We start from the raw sequence: 20,286 nt of genomic DNA on the forward strand, positions 1-20,286 counted from the left end.
AAAATATTATGAATTATCCAACAATAATTTGGTCAACCGCACGATCTCATCTAGACGAAAATCATTAACCAAATCTGTTAAAGCTTCAGCCAGAGTAGATCTATCTGACCCTATTTGTTCAATTAGTTGTACAATCAACTCCTCATTAACTTTATTAGCTGCCTGATATAGTTTTCTCACCCAAGTTGGAGACATTTTTGCTAATTCCTCACGCCAGAATGAGTCCGGTCTAGAGACAGGATAGCATTTGACGGCAAAAGCCGTCGTCGATCGTGATAAGTCTTCGTAAATATATCGCACTCCTAAATATTCAGCTAATTTCTGAAAAATCACCTCTTTTTGGAAAGGCTTGCTCACAAAATCATTACAGCCAGCTGCCAAAATATCCCCTCGCCTCTCCTCAAAAACACTGGCAGTCAGGGCAATAATAATGGTTGGCGACTGATAATTGCCAGAAATAGGTTTTTCTCTTGTTTTTGCTGCCTCAAAGCCTCTTTTACTCTTTTTTTCCCTCGCTCTAATCTGTTTGATCGCTTCTACCCCATTAAGCACTGGCATCCGGGTATCCATCCAAATTAGGTGCGGTTGCCAATTTTCCCACACTTCAACAGCTTGTTGACCGTTGGCTGCTTCGCGCACTTCAAACCCGATCGGTTGCAACAATTTAACTACCAATAAACGGTTGTCTTTCGTATCATCAGCTACCAAAATTTTATATGCTTTTTGGTTCGGTTCTAAGCCTATTACCTGCTGAATCGGTTGCATTATTACTTCCGAGGAATCGGCTTCTTTAAATTTAATATTAAATTTAAAAGTCGAGCCTTGGCCTAAAATACTCTCCACGGTAATATCGCCTCCCATCAATTGTACGTACTTGCGGGTAATCGTTAAACCCAAACCAGTTCCTTCGGCAGATTTCCGCCCAGTTTCTGTTTGTACAAATGCGTCAAACAATTTTTCAATTTCGTCAGGAGCAATGCCGGGGCCTGTATCGGCAACTGCAAACAAAAGTCGAAAATCGTTCTCGGTAGATGGCGAACCATCTACTCTTACGCGCAGCGTTACGTTACCTTTTTCGGTAAATTTAATGGCGTTACCCAAAAGATTTATTAAACAGCCACGTAACTTTTTTTCATCAGTCTTTATATACTGCGGCACATCTGATGAAATATAGAATCTCATCTGTAACTTCTTTTGTTCTACTTTCAAATGAAAGGTTTCTTCTATATTATCGAGAAGGCGATACAAGTCAAAATTACTTTCATTTAGTGCTATGATGCCTGCTTCAATTTTAGATAAATCCAAAACATCATTAATTAGCTCCAGCAAATGTTTGCCGCTGCGACTGATGATTTTCAGATTTTCCCGGACTTCGTTACTGAGCGATGAATCGCGGTTGATTATTTCAGTGAAGCCAAGAATAGAATTTAACGGCGTTCTCAGTTCGTGGCTCATATTAGCGACAAATTCACTTTTGGCTTTCGATGCAGCTGCGGCGGCTGCTTCTGCGTTGCGGCGCTGTTCAACCTCTTGTTGTAGTTTTTGATTTTGCTCTTGTAGTTGCTTTTGCAGCTTTTTGATAGTCAACTGATGCTCAACTCGCGCCAAAACTTCTTCCACTTGAAACGGTTTGGTGATGTAGTCTTCGCCACCAACAGTGAAAGCTTTAACTTTGTCGAACACTTCATCGGATGCACTAATAAAAATTATGGGTATTTCGCAAGTTTTCTCATCTGTTTTCAGTTGTTCGCAAACTTCGTAGCCGTTCATTTCCGGCATTCTGATATCGAGTAAAATTAGATCTGGTGGAACCGATCGCGCAGATCTGATCGCCATTCCACCTTTAATCGCTCCCCGGACTGCATAACCCCGTTCGCGAAGAGTTGCGGATAACACTTCTATGTTTTCTGGGGTATCGTCTACGATTAAAATGTTGCCTCTGGTTGTCTCCGTAGAATTACTGTTCATTCTGTTAAAATTCTATCCAAAAAGTTTAACCCTTCACTCATTCCTTTTTATTGTCATATATCTCTAGAGGTATTATCGGATGATTAGCCGCAATAGGCCACCTGGCAAGGATGACTGGGGTTTGGCCGCAGTTGGCAATGCCAAGGACAGAGGGACTCCAATACTGTTCGGGAAAAACTAGATCCCTCGGACGGAACCTAAAAAAGGGGGTTGACGAGATCTCCTCCTTCCCTTGCCTTGAGAGTCCCAGGCGACTTTACACAACCGCTTTCATCCGTATTTTACCCGGTTGATATCCTCTACTTAGGTTCGATCGACAGTCCGATCGCATCGGGTGTGCGGGAGTCCGATCGCAAACTCAGTTCCCTCTCCCAGTTCGGAAATCACCTCAATTTTCCCCTTGTGCTTTTTATCAAAAAAATAGGTATCCTCAAATACATCGTACTGAGGATACCAAAGCTATTCGCCAAAAGCGATCGCGATCTGGAGGCTTACTATCTCGGATTTTCGTTGATATATGCCAACTTAGAATGTCCGTGGACGTGACCGTTTTCAGCAAAGCGTTCGGCCAATATTTTTTGATAGACTGCTAAATAACCTTCCGCCATCCTTTCCATACTGAAATTCTTGACTGCGTGTTCCCGACAAGCGTACCGATCGATCGCACCAACTCGATCGACAGCAGCGACAGCTTCTGCGACGTTGTTACATATAAAACCAGTCTTGCCATCCACAATCACTTCTGGCACCGAACCCAGCGACATCGCAATCAACGGCGTACCAACTGCCATAGATTCAATCATCACTAATCCAAACGGTTCGCGCCAAGTAATCGGGAACAAAGTTGCCACCGCACCACCCATCAAGGCGCACTTTTGCGGATGATTCGCTTCACCTAAAAATTGAATCTGTTTGCCATCAATGTGCGGTTTGACTTCCTGTTCGTAATATTCCACATCAACAACATCTACTTTTCCAGCAATCTTCAAATTCCAACCAGAACGCTTGGCAATTTCAATCGCCAAATGCGTTCCTTTCTCAGGAGAAATTCTACCCAAAAAGGCAAGGTAAGGGGGTTCTTCCGGCTGTTGATGAAACTCGTAAATGCTCGTATTAATACCGTTGTAGACAGTGCCAACATAATTTAAATTTAACCTTGGCTCTCGCTGCGAATTGGAGATGCTAACATATGGCTGGCGGCGAGCATGAACAAAAAGCTTCTCGTTATCGGGGGTAAAAATCCCATGCAGCGTGTGAATTGTCGGCGTTTTTACTAAGTTAGTGTATGGCAGGGTGGCGCAACCCATATGAGAATGAATAATGTCAAACTCGCCCGCCCGTTCGTACACACTGCTCAGATGCAGCATTTCGTAAATATTGTATTCCTTGATACTGGGATCTAAACGCAAGGCGCGTGGGTGAATGGATTCTAATTTGGCAGAAGTGATCGAATCACCCGAAGCAAACAAAGTAACTTCATGTCCGCGCCGTACTAATTCTTCGCACAACAAGCTGACAACCAGTTCGGTACCGCCATAAGTTTGAGGGGGTACTCTTTCCCATAAAGGGGCAATTTGAGCAATCCGCATTTCAATCTCCCTTATGAAAAAGTCAACAGTCAAAAGTCAAAAGTCAAAAGAAAAAAAACGAGCTACCCACCAATAAAATAGAAACGATCGTCTGCAAATATCATCTACCAATGGTTATAAGTAAAAAGAGGTAAGTAATGTTGAAATCGCTTGTTTGTAAGCAGCGCAGTTAAGATATTTAGTTTAATTTTAATTGTAAGCTGGGTTGGTTAAGTTCAACCCAACCTACTACCATAGGGGAACTTACTATCTAGTACCCAGCGGTTTGTCATCTGGTAAATTTACACGAACTGGCTTGGTGTGCCAAATATCTTGGCAGTAATCTCGAATGGTGCGATCGGATGAAAATTTGCCCATCCGAGCGACATTCAAAATTGACATCCGAGTCCAATTAGCGCGATCGCGATAAGCTTGGCTGACTCTTTCCTGGCACTCAATATAGGATTGGTAATCAGCCATAAGCATATATTCATCTCCGATCAGGAGAGATTCTACAATCGGTGCGAACAACTTGGGATTTTCCGGGGAAAAGTAACCGGAAGCAATGCGATCGATCGTCTCCCGCAACTCGGAATTGGAATTGTAGTAATTCCACGGGTTGTATCCCCTACTTTTCATAGCGAACACTTGTTCGGCTGTTAAACCGAATAAGAAGAAATTTTCCGCTCCCACTTCTGAGCGGATTTCGATATTAGCACCATCCAAAGTGCCGATCGTCAGCGCACCGTTCATGGCAAATTTCATATTACCAGTTCCGGAAGCTTCTTTGCCAGCAGTAGAAATTTGCTCGGAAAGATCGGCGGCTGGATAAACCCGCTGACCTAAAGATACAGAGAAATTGGCCAGGAAAACAACTTTGATGCGATCGCGCACATCCGGGTCGTTGTTGACAACTTTCGCCACCGAGTTAATTAACTTGATAATCAGTTTGGCAATATAGTAACCCGGTGCCGCTTTGCCTGCAAAAATAAAAGTTCGCGGCTGGATATCAAGATGGGGATTCCTCTTGATGCGGTTGTACAGGGTAATGATGTACAGCACGTTCAACAGCTGACGTTTGTACTCGTGAATGCGCTTCACTTGAATATCAAACAAAGAATCGGGATTCACCTCAATATTGTTGTAGAGGGAAATGTAATCTGCCAGTTCTTTCTTATTTTGATACTTAATTGCAGAGAAGCGATCGCCAAACTCCGGATCGTCAACAAACGCCTCTAGCTGCCTTAACTCATCCAGATGCGTCACCCAATTATTGCCAATCTTTTCCGCAATCAATTCAGACAGCTTCGGATTGCTCAACAAAAGCCATCGGCGCGGCGTCACCCCGTTAGTTTTGTTATTAAACTTTTCCGGCCACAATTCATAGAAATCCTTCAGCACTTTCTGCTGCATCAAATCCGTGTGCAGCGCCGCCACCCCATTGATAGAATGGCTACCCACACAAGCTAAATGCGCCATGCGGACATATTTTTCAGCGCCTTCCTCGATCAGCGACATTCGCCTCAGCCGTGCATCGTCGCGAGGATATTTAGCACGCACCTCATTGAGAAAACGGCGATTAATTTCATAGATAATTTCCAAATGACGCGGCAACAAACGTTCAAACAAACTCACAGGCCAGCGCTCCAAAGCTTCTGGCAGCAACGTATGATTGGTGTAGCCGAAAGTATTTTTGGTAATGTGCCAAGCTTTGTCCCACTCAAAATCGTGTTCGTCGATCAACAGGCGCATCAATTCGGCAACGGCAATTGATGGGTGAGTGTCGTTGAGTTGGATAGCTGCTTTTTCGTGCAAGTTATCCAAATTCGGGTGAATTCGCCTATGAATAGTGATGATATCTTGTAGAGAACAGCTGACGAAGAAATACTGTTGTTCTAGTCGCAGTTGCTTACCCTGAGATGTATTGTCGTTGGGATAAAGCACTTTGGAAATATTTTCAGAGAAAATTTTGTCAGTAACAGAACCGACATAGTTGCCGCTATCGAAAACTTGGAAGTTAAAGTCTTCGCTAGCGCTGGCACGCCAGAGGCGCAGGGTATTGGCTGTATTGTTGTTATATCCCGGTACTGGGGTATCGTAGGGCGTACCCAAGACTTTCCGTTCCGGAATCCAACGCACGCGATAATTCCCTTTATCGTCGGAGTAAGCTTCTGTATGTCCGCCGAACTTGACTTCAACGGTTAATTCTGGGCGTCGGATTTCCCAAGGGTTGCCGAAACGCAGCCATTTGTCGGGGTGTTCGATTTGAGCGCCATCTTTTATCCATTGATCGAAGATACCGAATTCGTAGCGAATGCCGTAGCCAACCGCTGGGATTTCTAAGGTGGCGAGGGAGTCGAGAAAACAAGCCGCCAAACGTCCCAAACCGCCATTACCGAGTCCGGGTTCCGCTTCCATCAAGCGCAGGTCGTTAATGTCGAGTCCCGACTCTTTGATGGCTTCGGTGGCGCGTTCGTACAAACCCAAGTTGAGCAGGTTGTTCGCTAACTGGCGACCCATCAAAAATTCTGCCGAGAGGTAAAATACCGCCTTGGTTTCCGGTTTCATGTATGTTCTGACCGTGTTAATCCAGCGATGCAGGAGGCGATCGCGCACGGTGTATGCCAAAGCCGTATAATAATCGTGAGGTGTCGCCCAGGACTCATCTTTTCCCAGCAGGTAATACAGGTTATCTGCAAAAGCCCGTTTCAGGGTGTCTACAGTCATGCCGGTGCGATCGTCCTCCACCTGGATTTCAATGGCGGGGCTGGGGGTTATGGGTGTGTTTACTTCCTCGGTCTGTTCTTCAGTTTGCATTTGCGAGAAATCGCTTTGAGTCATTCTGCGTCTCCAAGTCTGCGTAATTGTTTTGCCTGCTTTTGTGGGAAGAATTGCACTGTTTTTCTGGGGTGGAAAAACCGCTCTGGGATACCGAGAATTACGGAACAGGGAACAAAGCGATCGATGTGGGGCGATCGCCTAGTTAAATGAGGAATAACCCCAAAAAAATTTTCCCTACAAATTTAAAATACATGATGGCAAGTAGCTTGTTGCGCTCGTGTAAATTTATATTAAAAAGAAGATGAAATTATTAAGAAAAGTGCCTATAAAATAGAAGTGTTTTAAGCTACAAAAAACTAACTTCATATTTGTTATTATTAAGACAACCTTTGTTCTCCTCCTGATTTTATGGCAGATCGCCCCCCGGTAAATCACAGAAAAATAGTCAAGGAACGGCGAGATTATAACGCTTGGGTTGCGAATGAAACCATCGAAGATTATTCGCTGCGCTACGCTCCGCAATCGTTTCGGAAGTGGTCGGAATTTTTAGTGGCCAACACCGCACTGGGAGGCATTTCCTTTCTGGCGTTAGAAGCGATCGGCGGTTCGCTGATCGTCAATTACGGTTTTGGTAACTCATTCTGGGCTATTTTGGTTGTCAGCACCATAATATTCCTTACCGGAATACCGATCTCATACTACGCCGCCAAATACAATATAGATATCGATTTGCTCACAAGAGGGGCTGGGTTTGGCTATATTGGCTCGACGATTACGTCATTAATTTATGCTTCCTTTACTTTTATTTTTTTTGCCCTGGAAGCAGCAATTATGGCGCAAGCATTGCAACTATATTTTCATTTGCCTTTAGCAATTGGATATATAGTTTGCTCTTTAGTAATTATACCTTTGGTTTTTTATGGAGTCACCTTAATTAATCAGTTGCAGTTATGGACACAACCGCTCTGGTTAAGCTTAATGATATTGCCTTATATTTTTGTTCTTTACAAAGAACCGGATGCTTTTAACAATTGGCTGAACTTTGCGGGAAACTCGCCTAGCAAAGCAGCGTTCGATCCCTTATTGTTTGGCACCGCTGCAACAGTATCTTTTTCTTTAATTGCCCAAATAGGGGAACAAGTAGACTACCTGAGATTTATGCCCGATCGCCAAGAAAATAATCGCTTTCGGTGGTGGCTGGCAGTAATTTTAGCAGGTCCGGGTTGGATTATTTTAGGAGGTGCAAAACAGTTAGGAGGAGCTTTCCTAGCGTCTTTAGCAATTAGTCACGGGATACCGCCATACATTGCTAAAGAACCCATCCATATGTACATAGCAGGATTTGCAGATATCTTTGCTCGTCCGGAAGTAGTTTTATCGGTTGCTACCTTGTTTGTGGCGATCTCCCAAATCAAAATAAACGTCACCAATGCCTATGGCGGTTCTCTAGCTTGGTCAAACTTTTTCTCCCGATTGACTCACAGTCATCCGGGAAGGGTAGTTTGGTTGATATTCAATGTCGCGATCGCTTTACTTTTAATGGAAATGGGAGTATTTGATACCTTAGAAGCCATATTGGGGTTGTATTCCAATGTAGCGATCGCTTGGGTGGGTGCTGTAGTTGCCGATCTCGTTATCAATAAACCATTAGGATTAAGTCCGTCTTACATCGAATTCAAACGAGCCTACCTGTACAACTTCAACCCAGTTGGATTTGGCTCGATGGTTATCGCGTCAGCCGTGGCGATCGCTGCTTTTGTAGGTATTTTTGGAATTTATGCCCAAGCTTATTCTCCCTTCATTGCTTTGAGTTTGGCTTTGATTCTCTCTCCTGCGATCGCTTTCATCACTAAAGGTAAATACTACATTGCCAGAAAAGACGATCGTCGCCACATTTGCATTTCCGATTCTTTCATAAATTGCTGTATTTGCGAACAAAAATACTCAATAGCAGATGCCGCTTACTGTCCGGTTTATGACGGTTCTATTTGTTCCTTATGTTGCAGTTTAGATGCTCGATGTCACGATATTTGCAAAACCTCTAACCACCCCAAAAACAATTTTATCGAGCCTCTAAAAAAAGTCATTTTAATAAATAAAATTTCTCCAAAAATTGGAATAAGAATTATAAAATTTCTCCAGATATTTTTATTAATAGCTGGGATAATAGGAGCTATTTTTGCATTATTCTACTCTTTGTTAAGATGGGAAATTAGAGATAGCCTCCAATTAAATTATACTCAAATATCTGAAATACTGGTATCCTTGTATGTACCGCTGTTATTATTAGCGGGAATTGCTGCTTGGTGGTTAGTTTTAAGTGAAGAAAGCCGGGAATTGGCTGAAAATGAACTAGAAAAACAAAATAGATTACTTCAGCAAGAGATATCCGAAAGGCAACAAGTCGAAGTAGCATTACAAAAACTTACTCACGAACTAGAGATTCGCGTCGAGCAACGGACAGCAGAATTATCCGAAGCTCTGAGAATTTTAAAACAAGCTCAAACGCAACTCGTGCAAACCGAAAAAATGTCCAGTCTGGGACAATTAGTAGCGGGAGTAGCTCACGAAATTAATAATCCTCTCAACTTTATACACGGCAATTTAGACTACGCCTGTACTTATGTTGAGGACCTGCTAAAGCTGATTGAAATGTATCTCAAAGAAATACCAAATGCAACGCCTAAAATTAACCAGTATATCGAAGAAATCGAATTTAATTTCATTCAAGAAGATTTACCTAAATTGCTTTCTTCAATGCGGTTAGGAACCGAGCGCATTCAATCTATTGTGGTCTCCTTGCGAAACTTTTCTCGGTTAGATGAAGCAGAAGTGAAAGCTGTGGATATCCACGAAGGCATAGACAGCACTTTAATGATTTTAGGACATCGGCTCAAAGCCAAGCCGGAGTGTCCGGCAATTCAAGTTATTAAGGACTACGGCAACTTACCTTTAATCGAGTGCCATGCCGGACAAATAAATCAGGTATTTATGAACATTTTGGGTAACGCTGTTGATGCCTTAGAAGAACAAAATTTTGGCCGCTCATTTGCGTATATTCAAGCTAACCCAAACCAAATTACCATTCGCACAACTGTTATACAAGGAGGGAAGTACATCAATATTTCGATTCGAGATAATGGGCCGGGAATGACGTCAGAAGTAAAGCAGAAAGTGTTTGATTACTTGTTCACTACAAAACCCGTCGGCAAAGGCACGGGTTTAGGATTATCTATTAGCTATCAGATAGTGGTGGACAAACACGCAGGAGTGTTAACTTGCGAGTCGGAATTAGGTAAAGGCACAGAATTTAACATTACTATTCCTATTCGTCAATCTATTTGCTCATCCATTCCTATCCAAACGAAATGCTTTCTTAAAAGCAATACCAACATTTAGGCGCAGTCAGAAGTTTGAACTCAATACTATCTAAGGGCGAGTTTACCGCGCCCTTACTTTTATTCTCCATTTGCTTTTAGTTTTTAAGCCATTGGCTTTCATCCCCGCATGGTAGAAATTGGCATCGATCGACTTCTGCCAAAGGAAGGATGTATTTCTATCTAAAGATTTAGCTTAATTATCGGTATGCTTCTACTTGTCAATCATCCAGACAACCTCATCTATTGCAAGCCGACTTAAATACCGACCCTGGAAATAATCCAAACGGAGGGTGTATCGAATGCGAAATTAATCGCTGACTTATCTCTGGCGATCGCAAATTCTCTCCTTTGAAGGAGTTAGCAGCTATTTCTATTCTTTAAACTAGGTTTAGTAACGTTGAAAATGTTGAAATTTCTGGTAAATAGCATGAATAATCAAACAGAAAATTCCATCGAGCAACCAGTTAGTGTAGATTGGCATTCCAAACAAGAACCAGGCCCAAAAGAAAGAAACTTAACCGCAAATCCTGGAGATAGAATTGCCGACGAACCTCAAACAATAGAGGAAAAAGCCAAGCAGGTAGCTGTAGATGTACCTGACATCACAGGAGACCATATTACAGTACCTACCTACTTTATTGTAGAAGACGAAAATGGCGAGAAAAAGGCACTTCACCACGTTAAGGATGCCGAAGAAATTTCTGATGTAATTCGGCAAGCACGAGTTGATGAAAATGGAAATCGGGTTTGGTGGTAGTAGCCATCAAGTCTTCGCCAGTTAAGCGAAGACTTTTCTATTCCAAAAATCCCCTAGACGAGCGGTCGGGGATTGTTTTTTTATTTTTAACTTTTAAATTCTCCGTGTCTTGAAACGGGACAGACAAACCTCAAGATGGGGACAGCCTTCACAGTATTGATGTTTACCTGGATCGGAACAGCCACAAGCAAGGTTAAGCAAACAATCGGCAGGCTGTTTCGGTGCTAAGTGAAAAGCTGTTTCTCGCAAACAGATAATTAAATCGCGACAAAGCATAAATTATATATAGTCGTGAAACCTTTAATTCTATATTCACTAATTTTTTTCCTTAGTTAATCTTCCTTTAGGCGCATCTCAAAAAGTGCCAGACTTGCGTTGCTTCCATAAAAATTTTCAAGCGATCGACACAGGACTTTCTCGCTAGGGAAGAGGGAGAGGAGCTAAAAGTCAAAAGTCAAAATTCCCCTTCCCGACGCCCGACGCCCTAATAACTAAATCCTTCCTACTAATAAAGCGATCGCACCAACCAAATCATCGGGTTCAATGGGTTTGGGTAGGTGCATTTGAAAGCCGGCTGACAAAATGCGATCGCGATCCAACTGTCCCGCATAAGCAGTCAAAGCTATGGTCGGAATTTGGCTTAAAGGCTCAATTTCTCTCACCTGACGGATCAGATCGTAACCATTTTCTTCTGTCATACCGATATCGCTAATTAACACATTCGGCGGAAACTCTTGCATTAATTTCAGCGCTTCCTTTACCGAAGCAGCCGTCTTCACTTCAGCTCGGTACTGTTCGATGACAAACTGAAGCAAATCCCGCGTGTCCGCATCATCATCGACTAGGACAATTCGCACGCCACTCAGCGAAGGTGAATAGGATGAAGTCGTTTCAAATTCCGCCAATAAATTTGTTGGCTGAGTATTGCTGTGCGGCAAAGGAAATTGCACTGTAAATGTTGCACCTTTTCCTATACCCGGACTTTCGACTTTGACGGTGCCGCCGTGCAGTTCAACCAAGTGTCGCACAATTGCTAACCCCAAACCTAAACCGCCAAAACTTCGGGTTATGCTACTATCAGCCTGCCGGAAGCGATCGAATGCGTAGGGCAAAAATTCAGGGTCAATACCTTGTCCCGTATCGCTGACCGTAATTTGGGTATAGGACATTGGGGAAGCGCTAGATTTTTCCTCTGACCGATCGTCAATTACTGTAGAGAGCCGAATTTCTACACTTCCCCCTCTGGGCGTAAACTTAACAGCATTTGATAACAGATTCCACACGATTTGTTGCAAGCGACTGGCATCACCTAAAATAGGTTGTACTTCTAAATCGTTGACAAAATTAATATCGAGCGCTTTTGTCTCTGCCGCCGGACGGACTGTATTTAAAGCAGCTTCAATTACAGGTGCAAGTTCGATTTGTTCAAAATTCAGAGAAAGATTCCCAGTAATTATGCGCGAAACATCGAGCAAATCTTCAATTAATCTGGCCAAAGATTTAGTATTGCGCTCAATAGTTTCTACCGCTCTACGATAGTCATGTTCGTTCAGTTTTTTCAGGCGCAGCATCTGCGCCCACCCTAGCATACTGTTGAGGGGCGTTCGCAATTCGTGGGAAAGGTTAGCCAGAAACTCATCTTTGAGACGGTTTGCTGCTTCCGCGTCTTCACGAGCTGCCTTTTCTTTTGCTAGCAGTTGTGAGCGTTCTGCCTCTAATTGTGTCGCTCGACTGCGAATTTCGGCTGCCTTCAAAGCTTTGCGAATAGCGATGGGGACTCGGATGTAACGATTGGGAGCCTTAATTATATAGTCATCAAGACCGGATTTCATTGCTTCTACTGCAATTTCTTCGTTCCCGCTATTGGTGAACATAATCACCGGGAGATCGGCATAGCGAGACTTAAGCTTTTTCAAAATTTCCAGTCCATTGTTCCAGCCAAGTTGATAGTCTGTAACCACAACATCAAAATTATTTTCCGTCAGCGCTTCTGACCATGTTTGGTCATTTGTAATTTCTTTTACCCGCACTTCTGCAAATTCGCGCTCTATTTCGCGCCTAATCAGAAGACGGTCTGTAGGATTATCATCTATGACGAGTATATTTAATGACATCGCAAATTTTAAATGGCAGATTTGAAATGAAAAACTTCCCCTGGGGAAACATTTTTGCTATTTATTGTTCGAGATGCTGATTAGAGCAACCTTCATGGCGTAACGAACGTTCTTAATTCCACCAAACTCTCTTCCCGACGCCTAGCATCAGGCAACTTCCGGTTGTTCGTTATGCAGGAGCCAGTACAGGTTAATAGTTTTTAGCATTTCCCCTAAAGCACCAAATCCTGGCGGCTTGACCAGATAGGAATTAACTCCTAAATCGTAAGCTTGGTTAACATCAATAGTTTCTTTTGAAGATGTGAGTATAATTACTGGCAAACGTTTGAGTTGAGGCTGCTGTCGCAACCAAGCCAAGACTTCGTGACCGGAGCGGCGCGGCAACTTTAAATCTAACAAAATTAGGGCGGGTATGGGATAACGTTCGCGATCGCAATATTCGCCTTCACCGCTGAGGTATAAAACCGCTGCATCGCCATCTTCGACTACTTGCAGCGAGATATCAGATAAATCTTCCTTGCGAAAAGCGCGTTTCATTAAAAGAACATCAGCTGGGTTATCTTCGACTAACAAAATCGTATGCTTCACGGTTATCCCTCCTTAGTAGTATCGTTTCTTAATTTAATCCAAAATTTGCTTCCTTTTCCTAGCTCGGATTCGACGCCCACAGAACCGCCCATCCGCTCTACCGCTTTTTGCACAATTGCTAAACCGATACCTGTACCGGGATAAGATTCAATGCCGTGCAAACGCTCAAAAACTCGAAAGATACGTTTTTGATGTTCTGGCGCGATGCCAATGCCGTCGTCTGCCACCCATAATTTTACGCATTCATCATCTGTTTCAGTCCAAATATGCACTTGCGGTTGACTATCTTTATCAACAAATTTAATCGCATTGCTGAGTAAATTTACGATCGCCTGAGCTAAGGTATTGCGATGAGCTTGCACTTTCGGCATTGACGGCATCGCAGTCACTTGAGCTTGGCTTTTTTCCAAATCAGTTTTTAGTTGCGCGATCGCCTCCGAAACGACCGTATTTAAATCTACCGCTCCCAGATTTAATTCCGTGCGACTGAGACGGCTGTAATCTAATAAATCGTTGATTAAATCATCTAAATGATGTGCTGAATTAACTATGTGACGGGCATACTCTTGACCGAGATCGTCTAATTTGTCACCATAATCTTCCAGCAGAGCTTCAGCAAGTCCGTGCATTCCTCGCAAAGGCGCACGCAAATCGTGAGCGATCGAGTAAGCGAATGCTTCTAAATCTTGATTGGCTTGTTCTAATTGGGCAGTGCGTTCTGCTACACGTTGCTCCAACGTTTCGTTAAGTTCGTGGATTTCAGCTTCGGCTTTTTTGCGTTCTGTAATATCAATTCCTGTGGAAATAACCAAATTTCTGCCATCATATAGTGTCCCCAAATGAGCGGAATGAAACTCCCAAATTCGGGTTTCGCCGCTGCGGGTAGCAATCGTATATTCTCCTTCTACAATTGGTTTATTTAATTTGTATAAAACGTCAATATCTGCTTTGACTGATTCTTTTCTGCTGCCATAGGCTTTTTCGAGCCAGTCGGCAATTGTGGGAATGTCGGAGTGAGCGTAGCCTGTCAGTTCTGTCCAAGTACGATTAATTTGCACAATTTCGCCATCTTCTGCATGAATCATTATCGGTAACGGAGCCTCCAGAATAGCACGACGGAAACGTTCTTCAGAAGATTGCAATTCTAATTGTGCCTGTTTGCGATCGGTGATATCTGTAGATGTGCCGCCGATCGCATACACCAACCCAGTCGCATCGTACAAGGGAAACTTGGCTGAAATGTAGGTGTGCGCTCCATCTTGCTGAAACACTTCTTCTTCAAACTGGATCGGTTCTCCCGTCTCCATTACTTGACGATCGTTATCCCTAAAGCTATCGGCCAAATCTTTAGGTAAAATGTCATAATCGGTTTTGCCAACTATGCGATCGCGAGTAATGTTAAATAACCTCTCAAAGTGTCGATTGATCGTCAAAAAATGCCCTGCGATATCTTTGACGTAGATGGCGGCTGTGGTATTATCTAAGATAGCTTGTAGCTTTTCTTGGCTTTCTTGCAATGCGGCGTTAGCTTGCGACAGATGCAGGGTTCTTTGCCCAATCTGCATTTCTAAATCGCGATAAGCTGCTTGCAGAGTTGCTTCTGCTTTTTGGCGATCGCCTATCTCTACTCCCAATTGTTTGAGAATTTGTTTGAGTTCCGATGTCCGCTCTTCGACTTTATTTTCCAGTTCTTCATTTAGTTTTTGCAGCTTTAATATTAATTCTTGGCGTTCGGTGACATCTTGGGCAACACCCGCTATGCGGTAAGTAATGCCTGCTTTGTCGTAAATTGGAAAAGCCCGATCGCGTATCCAGCGCACTTCCCCATCCGGTCGGACAATGCGATACTTGAGGTCGAAGTCTGCCTTTCCCGCCAGATATTTTTCAATGCAAGCGATAACGCGATCGCGATCGTCTGGGTGAATGGCATCCGTCCACGACATCGGCTGTTGGTATAAACTTTGACGACTTTTGCCCCAAATCTGCTCGTAAGCCGGACTGACGTAGAGGATCTCGTTCAATTGAGGAGGTTTGAGCCAGAAAACTTCGTCGATGTTTTCCGCTAGCTGACGGAAGCGTTCCTCACTCGATCGCAGCGCCGCTTCGGAAAGCTCAAGTGCTGCCATACTCTGCTTGATGAGTGCGTAAAGCATTCCGGCTGTGACGAATACGTAGAACCAACCTTTCAAAGTTTGAAGTTCTGCCAGCAAGTGAGAATTCTTGACCAGGGTGAATACCAATCCATCGGAAAATAGTATCCACACTCCACCAACAACCACGTACAGTGCAGCGATTTTCAAAGGAGTCAGTCGCCTCGTCAAGAGTTTCTTTACGATTGAAAATTTAGGCATGACGACTATGTATCCCTAAAATCGTTAGGCTTTTCCATTTGCCGAACCAGAGGGGCGAAAATAATTACTCCCATGCGGGTAAGATTGTGTTTTCCCTTACCGGACTCGCTCCCAAAAATTTTCTGGCTGGAATTTTCCGGAGCCACTTCTAGATTGTCAAATAGAATACCCGATCGCATCTACTCAAAGCAATAATTGACGTTCTCTCCCAAGAAAGCTGATTTTTTGAGGGCTAACTTCCAACAGAAAACCGGTTTTAGAAGCAGGAGGCTTTAGATCGATTTTTGCGGTAATTGCAAAGCCGCTTTTACTCGATCGTATTCTGCGGAAAGTTGACCGATAAATTGAGATGCACCCGCTGTAGAACCTTTACGACCCATCGTTTCTAATTTTTCACATATTTGAGCCAGGGGAATTGCGCCCAGAGTCGCACTCGCCGATCTGAGTGCGTGGGCTGATTTTTGCAATGATATAGGATCTTCCTGAGCAATCGCGTTAGTAATAGCTTTCAGTCTTTTGAGTCCATCTTCCAAGTAGCTCTCAAGCAGTTCTTGGAGAATTTCTGCATCTGTATCTTCGCCAACCATTTCTTTTAAACTTTGAAACGTCTTGCGATCGATCGCCGGTGCAGATGGGGACTGGCGGCTGGGGACGAGCGAAAGCCCTAGCGTACTGGAGTCATTAGTATTGGGAGAGAGATTTTTGGAACTGAACAAAAGACTCTCATCTGTTGTGGGAAGGAGTTTATGCTTCGTCCCTACCGAATCTCGATCCCAGGACGGCGAGACATTTTGCTCTGTTCGATCGCTTCTATTTTGCTTGCGTAGTTTACCGTAGTTGTTGAGCGCTTCGATCAGCGCTTCGATGTGAATCGGTTTGCTGATATAGTCATCCATACCTGCTTTGAGGCACTCTTCGCGATCGCCCTGCATAGCATGGGCAGTCATCGCCACGATCCAAGGGCGATGAGTGGGGGAATTAATATTTTGACTTTTGACTTTTGACTTTTGACTTTTGACTTTCCCTCTGCCCCATTCCTGACAAATGCGACGAGTCGCTTCCAGTCCGTCCATCTCTGGCATCTGCACGTCCATGAACACCAAATCGTATGGCTGGCGGTGCAAAGCTTCCAGCGCTTCTCGTCCGTTATTGGCAACATCGGCGCGATAGCCCAACTTCTGGAGCATTTGCAAAGCTACCTTTTGGTTTAAGCTCACGTCTTCTACCAGCAGAATGCGTAACGGCAGTTCTTTTGCTATTTGGCAATCAAATTGGGAAAGCGAGGGGCGGTCGGAACTTAACGAGATCAGTTGTTTGCTTAAAATCCGAGTCAAAACATTATAAAGCTGAGATTGCTTGATCGGCTTACTCAAAAAAGCTGCAAAGTTAGCTCGCTGAGCGGCTTGTTCTTTTCCCACCCAAGCGACAGAACTGAGCATCACTAAGGGTAGTTTTTCGCAGCTCGGTACCGAGTGGATCTGCGCCGCCAGAGTTATACCATCCATTTCTGGCATCTGCATATCCAAAACGGCAATATCAAACTGCTCTCCAGTGCTAAGCAATTCTAGAGCTTGAGGGCCGGAATTAGCAGCTTGCACCAGCATTCCCCAGGATTCGGCTTGCAGGGTCAGAATTTTGCGGTTAGTGGCGTTGTCATCTACTACTAGCAGTCGTTTTCCGCTTAAATCTGGCTGTAGAACTTGAAGGTCAACTAGAGGTATAGCGGGAGCGGACTCGGCTCGCACGCTGAAGTAAAATGTAGAACCATTTCCTGGAGTGCTTTCTACCCACATTCTACCGCCCATCATTTCGCTGAGCCGTTTGCTAATTGCCAATCCCAGTCCCGTACCGCCGTAGCGGCGAGTCATTGAAGAATCAACTTGGCTGAAGGGCTTAAACAGTCGCGCTAAGCGTTCTGGAGAAATACCGATACCGGTATCTTTGATGGCAAATTCAATTTCGTAAGTTGTCAGTTGTCGATCGTTTCGATCGCTCGCATTTGATAGCTGACGGCTGACGGCTGAGACAACGACTTCGCCGCGTTCTGTGAATTTAACCGCATTACCGATCAGATTTACTAAAATCTGTCGCAGTCGCGTCACATCTCCCACTATGGCGATCGGTGTTTGCGGATCGATTAAATAAGCTAAATCTAGATTTTTTGCTGCTGCTGCTGGGGCTAAAAGGTCTAACGCTTCCTCAAGGCAAGTACGAAGGTTAAAGGATTGTGTCTCTAAATCCAGCTTGCCAGATTCAATTTTAGAAAAATCTAAGATATCGTTAATGATGGTTAACAAGGCGTCGCCGCTAGCGCGAATCGTTTCCACAAAGTCCTGCTGTTGGGGAGTAAGCTTTGTATCCAGCAGCAATCCGGTCATACCGATGACTGCATTCATGGGCGTGCGAATTTCGTGGCTCATCATCGCCAAAAACTCGCTTTTCGTCCGATTTGCTGTTTCTGCTTCTCTTTTTGCCTGTTCTAGTGCCATGTTTTTGATCGTTAATTCTGAGCGCCGTTGGGTTTCCACTTTGAGCAGATTGGCTTGTGCAAGGGCGATCCCGACTTGCGCCGCTACTGATTCCAGCAGCTCGATTTCGTCTGCTGTCCACTCGCGCAAGCGATCGCACTGATGCAAGCATATTCCTCCGTTTGCTTCTCCTTGGTAGGATGCGCGAACTGACAGGATAGATTTGACGCCTAGCTGGCGCAAAATCGGTTCGCCCTCTTTTACAAGAGGGTTGGCGTAAACATCCGTGCAGGCTAAAGTTCGCTCTTGTGCGATCGTCTGTTCTAGATAGCAATTGCCAACAGTAGGAATGTTTATATGTAGTGCGGATGGGTAAGCGGGTTCCACATACTCTACAACAAAGGGAATTTCAGGAGTGGGTTGAGTTACGTAGGTATAAATTAAGCAGCGATTGACACCAAACGCCTTACCCAGCAAACTACTTGCTGTCTCAAAGATTTGCTTGGTATCGAGGCTCTGGCGTATTTCTTGGGTTATTTGTTTGAGCAGCAAAGTCCTACTAAATTGTTTTTCCAATGCTTCTTGTGCTTGCTTTCTTTTTGTAATATCAAAGCGAATTGCTAGATACTGATATGGTTTTCCTTTGCTATCTAAAAATGGCACAATTGTGCTATCAGCCCAATAAAATGTGCCATCTTTGGCGCGATTTTTGATTTCGCCTTGCCAAACTTCCCCACGGGTAATGGTTGACCAAAGTTCTTTAAAGAAATCCGGGGGATGATAATCGGATTTGAGTATGCGGTGGTTTTGACCGATCAGTTCTTCTCTGGAATATTGACAAATTTCGCAGAATTTATCGTTAGCGTAAGTAATATTGCCTAGTCGATCGGTAATCGCTACTATTGCCGCTCGATCGACAGCCAATTTTTGAAATGTCAGTTCTCGCAGCATTTTATCGAAAGCTTCTGCCGATTTTTTGCGTTCTGTAATATCATTAGCTATACCTAAAAATCCAGTAATATTGCCTGCTGTATCTCGCAATGGCGTTACCGACAAGAGTACTGGAAAACGGGAACCATCTTTACGAATATACGACCATTCGCGCTCGTCGGGTTGGCCCTGGCGTGCCTTCGCAACAAATACTTCAAACCCTGGCTCGATCCTAACTCCAAGCTCCTGGGATAGTTCTTGCGCTCGTTGTGCAATTTCGTCTTTATCGTGAATAATGGCAGAGGTTGTTTTGCCGATCGTTTCTGCTGCTGTGTATCCCAGCAATCGTTCGGCGGCGGCGTTAAAGGTGCAAATTGTACCGTCTGCTGTGGTGGAAATAATTGTATAATTAGTGCTATCTAAAATTGCTTGCTGTAAAGAGGCAAGTGCCTGAAGTTTTTCTTCCGTTTTTTCTCGATCGGTTATTTCTTGTTGTAACTTTCTGTTAGTAATTTCAACTTCTCTGGTGCGAAGCTTTGCCGTTTGTGCAAAATATATTGCTACTGCCAATGTCCATGCTGTGAGCAAACCGCCTATCAATACTACTGTGGGCAGCGGAGTGCGGACTTTTTCTAGTAATGTTGGTGCTGACCAGATTTGCATATGCAATTTATTATTATCAAACCCAATTTCGGTTTTTTGGCTCCATTTATTATTTAAATTAATCTGATTGGGATTATAGCTATAAATTTGTTCTTTGTCGTCAAATATGGCAATGGCATATCCATCTAAATGATGTTCCGTTAAAACTTTTTGCATTAAGGAATCAACTCGAAATACCCCCAGGATAAAACCGTCATTTTTTTTACCTTTGAAAATAGGGACATACGCTAAAAATCCCTTGCCTCCTTGGACTAAATTGACAATTTTAGTAACAGTTGTTTTCCGGTTTTTTAGAGCGTTTTCTAGTGCCACTCGTCGTCGCGTATCGACACTAAGGTCAAGGTTTTGCGCTGCTTCGTTGCCTGCTAGAGGTACGATCCAGCGAACCCGAAATGAGGTGTCTACCCATTCGATCGCCTGATAACCTCCGAAGTCGTTTATGTAAAATTTGGCATCAGATTCCCACTCGGCTCTGGGCGTTCCTCCTCGCATTTGCCAGCGTTCTTTCATCCGTTCCAATGCTTTGAGGCGAGTTTCTACCTGCTGTGTAATTTCAGTTTGCAAAAATTTTGATTCAACTTGTATCAAATGTTCGATTTGTTCGTTTTGTTGCGCTATTATAGATTGCCAAATAAAAATAGTTGCTATTGTCATAGCAATAGCTATATACATAGGGATCGAATACAGTTTATGGTTGAATTTCTTGGAAGTAAATATC

General features: G+C 43.7%; 10 protein-coding genes. 3 read left to right on the forward strand and 7 right to left on the reverse strand.

The genetic code is table 11. The features are described from left to right. Positions 1-6: 6 nt before the first annotated feature. The gene (locus ACE1CD_RS25490; RefSeq protein ID WP_374826655.1) at positions 7-1,968 is read right to left on the reverse strand and encodes a response regulator; all 1,962 of its coding nucleotides are present in this window, start codon (positions 1,966-1,968) and stop codon (positions 7-9) included. Between the two features lie 210 nt (positions 1,969-2,178). Between ACE1CD_RS25490 and ACE1CD_RS25495 the strand changes: the two genes are divergently transcribed. Beyond that, positions 2,179-2,514, forward strand: a complete 336-nt coding sequence (locus tag ACE1CD_RS25495) for a hypothetical protein (RefSeq protein WP_374792758.1) — start codon at positions 2,179-2,181, stop codon at positions 2,512-2,514. Here ACE1CD_RS25495 and ACE1CD_RS25500 read toward each other — a convergent pair. Both ACE1CD_RS25500 and ACE1CD_RS25505 read right to left on the reverse strand, forming a co-directional pair. Beyond that, the gene (locus ACE1CD_RS25500; protein WP_374826656.1) at positions 2,463-3,557 is read right to left on the reverse strand and encodes a glycosyltransferase family 4 protein; all 1,095 of its coding nucleotides are present in this window, start codon (positions 3,555-3,557) and stop codon (positions 2,463-2,465) included. The two genes, ACE1CD_RS25495 and ACE1CD_RS25500, sit on opposite strands and share 52 nt — an antisense overlap. Positions 3,558-3,803: 246 nt before the next feature. Beyond that, on the reverse strand, positions 3,804-6,353 hold the full coding sequence (locus tag ACE1CD_RS25505; RefSeq protein ID WP_374826772.1) for a glycogen/starch/alpha-glucan phosphorylase: 2,550 nt from the start codon (positions 6,351-6,353) through the stop codon (positions 3,804-3,806). Between the two features lie 372 nt (positions 6,354-6,725). On the opposite strand from ACE1CD_RS25505, the gene ACE1CD_RS25510 reads away from it, so the two are divergent. Next, positions 6,726-9,716 carry an ATP-binding protein gene (locus ACE1CD_RS25510; RefSeq protein WP_374826657.1) on the forward strand — a complete coding sequence of 997 codons (2,991 nt, stop codon included), beginning with the start codon at positions 6,726-6,728 and terminating at the stop codon, positions 9,714-9,716. Positions 9,717-10,124: 408 nt separating this feature from the next. Next, positions 10,125-10,454 (forward strand): hypothetical protein, encoded by a 330-nt coding sequence (locus ACE1CD_RS25515; protein WP_374792764.1) that lies wholly within the window; start codon positions 10,125-10,127, stop codon positions 10,452-10,454. Positions 10,455-10,945: 491 nt separating this feature from the next. On the opposite strand, the gene ACE1CD_RS25520 is transcribed toward ACE1CD_RS25515, so the two are convergent. From ACE1CD_RS25520 to ACE1CD_RS25535, 4 genes are all read right to left on the reverse strand, one after another. After that, entirely contained in the window at positions 10,946-12,568 is a 1,623-nt protein-coding gene (locus ACE1CD_RS25520; RefSeq protein WP_374826658.1) for a response regulator, read from the reverse strand. 147 nt (positions 12,569-12,715) lie between these two features. Beyond that, positions 12,716-13,156 (reverse strand): response regulator, encoded by a 441-nt coding sequence (locus tag ACE1CD_RS25525; protein ID WP_374792768.1) that lies wholly within the window; start codon positions 13,154-13,156, stop codon positions 12,716-12,718. Between the two features lie 2 nt (positions 13,157-13,158). Further along, a complete protein-coding gene (locus ACE1CD_RS25530; protein ID WP_374826659.1) occupies positions 13,159-15,477 on the reverse strand; it encodes a PAS domain S-box protein in 2,319 nt (772 codons plus the stop codon). A gap of 302 nt (positions 15,478-15,779) precedes the next feature. Beyond that, positions 15,780-20,240 (reverse strand): response regulator, encoded by a 4,461-nt coding sequence (locus ACE1CD_RS25535; RefSeq protein WP_374826660.1) that lies wholly within the window; start codon positions 20,238-20,240, stop codon positions 15,780-15,782. Positions 20,241-20,286 lie beyond the last annotated feature (46 nt).

This window comes from Aerosakkonema sp. BLCC-F183 (assembly GCF_041929145.1).
Taxonomy (GTDB): domain Bacteria; phylum Cyanobacteriota; class Cyanobacteriia; order Cyanobacteriales; family Aerosakkonemataceae; genus Aerosakkonema.